Raw genomic sequence first — 3106 nt, 5'->3', positions numbered from 1 at the left:
CAGGCCAGATGGAATAACGACTTCCTTCTCTCTGTCCTCGCCCATATGCGATAGCCCTACCCGCAAGGGGGGAGGGAGTCCGTCCGCCGGTGTGTCCCTCACGCAGGCGGTTGGACCCGACAAGCGCGACGCAGAAACGACGCAGGCGCTATGCTCACGCCCTTGCCGCGGCGTGGGCGAAGGTCACTTCGATCAGCGTGCCGGTGCGGCCGCCGGTCCGGATCTGGAATTTGGCGCGGTTGGCTTCGACCAGCGCCTTGGTCAGCGACAGGCTGACGCCGCCGGAGCCGGCCTGATCGGACGGCGTCGGGGCGCGGAATGGCTCGAGGGCGGCGGCGACCTCGTTGTCGTTGAGGCTCTGGCCGGTGTCGCGCACCCGCAGCATCACCTCGCCGAAATCCGACAGCGCGGTCGAGACGATCACCTGGCCGCCGGCATTGGCGAGATGGATCGAGTTGCCGATCAGGTTGAGCGTGATCTGGCGCAGCGCGCGGGCGTCGGCGACAACGGGCGGCAGCGTATGCGCGAGCGAGGTGCGGATGATGATGCGCTCGCGGTTGGCCTGCGGCTGCATCACCGCGACGCAGCTCTCCACCATCTCGTTGAGGTTCTGGCTGGTGAAGGCGAGATCGAGCTTGCCGGTCTCGATCCGCGACAGATCGAGCAGGTCGTTGACGATCGCGATCACCCGCTCGCCGGAGGCGCGGATGTCCTTCATGTATTCGACATAGCGCTCGTTGCCGAGCGTGCCGAAGCGCTCCGATATCATCACCTCGGCGAAGCCGATGATGGCGTTGAGCGGCGTGCGCAGCTCGTGGCTGATCCGCGCCAGCATGTCGGTCTTGGCGTTGGCGGCGCGTTCGGCGAGCCGACGCGCCTCGCGCACTTCGCCCTCGCTCTTCCTGGTCTGCGAGAGATCGCGGAACACGGCGAAGAAGTTCGGTCCGTCGGCGCGGGTGCGGCCCATCGTCACCGACAGCGGGATGAGGCCGCCCTGGCGCACGCGGCCGAGCGTCTCGCGGCCGTGGTCGAGCAGGCTGGCGACGCCGGCCGATTTCACGCTCGTGAGATAGTCGAAGATGCCGTGCTGGCTCTCCGGCGCGAACAAATCGGCGAGATTGCGCGTGATGAACTCGTCGCCGTCATAGCCGAACAGCGCCTCGGCGCTGCGATTGCAGGAATGGATGTTGCCTTCGGCATCGAACATGATGATGCCTTCGGCCGCGGTGTCGAGGATGGCGCCGAGCTCCTCGGCGTCGGCGTGGCCGGCCTGCGGCGGCGGTGCCGCAAGCACGGGCTCGGCGGCCGCCTCCGGCTCGGGCTCAGACAGGGCGGCGGCGATCGCGGCGTCCTCGTCGAGTGTGCGCGAGAAGATCAGCGCCAGCGCGGAATCGTCGTCCCAGCTGATGGTGTGCAGCCGTGCCTCCGCGGACAGCTGCTCTGCCTGGCCGTCCTGGTTGGCGGAGATCGTCACCGGGGTGCCGGTGCCGGAGCTGCTGCTCGCCTGCGAGACGCCGGGCTCGACATAGAGTGCGTCGAGCCCGCCGGCGGCTTCCAGCGCGTGCAGGCTGTCATAGCCCATCCGCGCGAGGAAGGCGTGGTTGGCATAGAGCAGGCGGTCGAGCCGGTAGATCAGGATGCCGACCGGCAAGAGATCGAGCAGCGCGCGGTCGCGGCGGGAGTCCGCGCGCGGCGCGGGCTCGACGGCCGCGAGCCAGCTGGGTTTTGGCGCGTCGGCCGGCGTCTCCGGTTGCGCAATCGTCTCCGGCTGCGATGGCGCCTGCGCCTGCTGCGACGGTTCGTTCGCGGGCGGCGCTTCGGCAACCGGTGCGATGCTGGCGCTCTCATTCGTCGTCGCGGTGAGGCCGGCCTCGCTCTCGAGCCGCGCCGACAATTGGCGCGCGAGCTCGTTGAAGGCGTTGTTCTCGACCGGCGTCAGCGACGGCGGTCTTGTGTCGCCGGCGGGGCGGAACGGCACCACATTCGGTGGCGGGTCCTGGCGCACTTCGTGCGCTTCCTCGTTCGTTTCCACGGCGTGATCCGGATCGGCTTGGTTTGAAATCTCTGCTGCTATCGGCTCGGTCAATTCCTCGGGTGGTGCACTTGCGGTCGTATCGGGCGGCGGCTCCGCATGCGGCGGAGGATTTTCATGCGGCGGCGCGGCGGGGGCGGGCGGCGCATCGATGCGCGGCGCGGGCGCAACGCCGGCCGACAGCGATTTTGGCGCGATCGAGCCGCTGAAGAACTCATAGCGGCGCAAAGCGGCGAGTCGCGCAAGGCCGTCGAGGTCGCGACACACACCAAAGCCGCGATAGCCGGCGAAACTCCGGTTGCGATCGAATACCGGCAGGCCGGACAATTCGACCGGCAGGCGGCCGCCGCCGTCGACCGGCCAGTTCAGCGTGATGCCGCTCCAGGTGTCGTGGCTGGCGAACGCCTGCAGGACGCGGCCTTCGGGATCGAGGCCAAAACTCTCGGCGATGTCGCTCCACAGTCGGCCGAAGCCTGCGGCGGTGTGCAGGCCGATCAGGCGGGTGAATTCGTCGGAGCCGAGCGAGAAGCGGGCCTCGTGGTCCATCTGCCACATGAAGCGCAGCGGATGCCGCCGCACCGGCAACGGCTCGTCGAGCCAGGATGGCGGCGGCGCCGGTGCCGGCGAAGCGGGCTCCGGTTCGGCGGCGGGTGCCGGAGCGGGCGCATCCGCAATCGCATAGGGCGAGGGTACGGGCTCGGCAGGCGGCGCCGATGTTTCCGAAGTGGGCGCGTATGCGGTCGCTTCGGGACCGGGCGCGGGCTCAGGTGCGGGCGCTTCGAGCTCTGCCTCAGCAGGCACTTCGATCAGCGCTTCCGATATTGGCTCCTCAACCGCGGCGGTTTGGTCAGGCGTGGTGTCGAGAGGCGTGGTCTCGACCGGTGCCGGCGCTTCGTGCGGGCGTTCTGCCGACGCGAGAGGTGGAGCAAGAGACGCAGGCGCTTCGAGCTCCGCCTCAACGGGGACATCGATCAGCGCTTCCGATATTGGCTCCTCGACCGCGGCGGTTTGGTCAGGCGTGGTGTCGAGAGGCGTGGTCTCGACCGGTGCCGGCGCTTCGTGCGGGCGTTCTGC

At 68.9% G+C, this 3106-nt stretch carries 1 protein-coding gene; it reads right to left on the bottom strand.

Translation table 11 applies throughout. The features are described from left to right. Positions 1-154 precede the first annotated feature (154 nt). Positions 155-3106 (bottom strand): histidine kinase dimerization/phospho-acceptor domain-containing protein (locus QMZ05_RS40440; RefSeq protein ID WP_353705832.1); only part of this gene is annotated, 2952 nt, incomplete at its 5' end.

Origin of the sequence: Bradyrhizobium sp. INPA03-11B, from assembly GCF_040446015.1 — a bacterium.
GTDB lineage: Bacteria > Pseudomonadota > Alphaproteobacteria > Rhizobiales > Xanthobacteraceae > Bradyrhizobium > Bradyrhizobium macuxiense_A.
The sequence above is the reverse complement of the archived record's forward strand: the minus strand, read 5'-3'. Positions and strand labels throughout refer to the sequence as shown.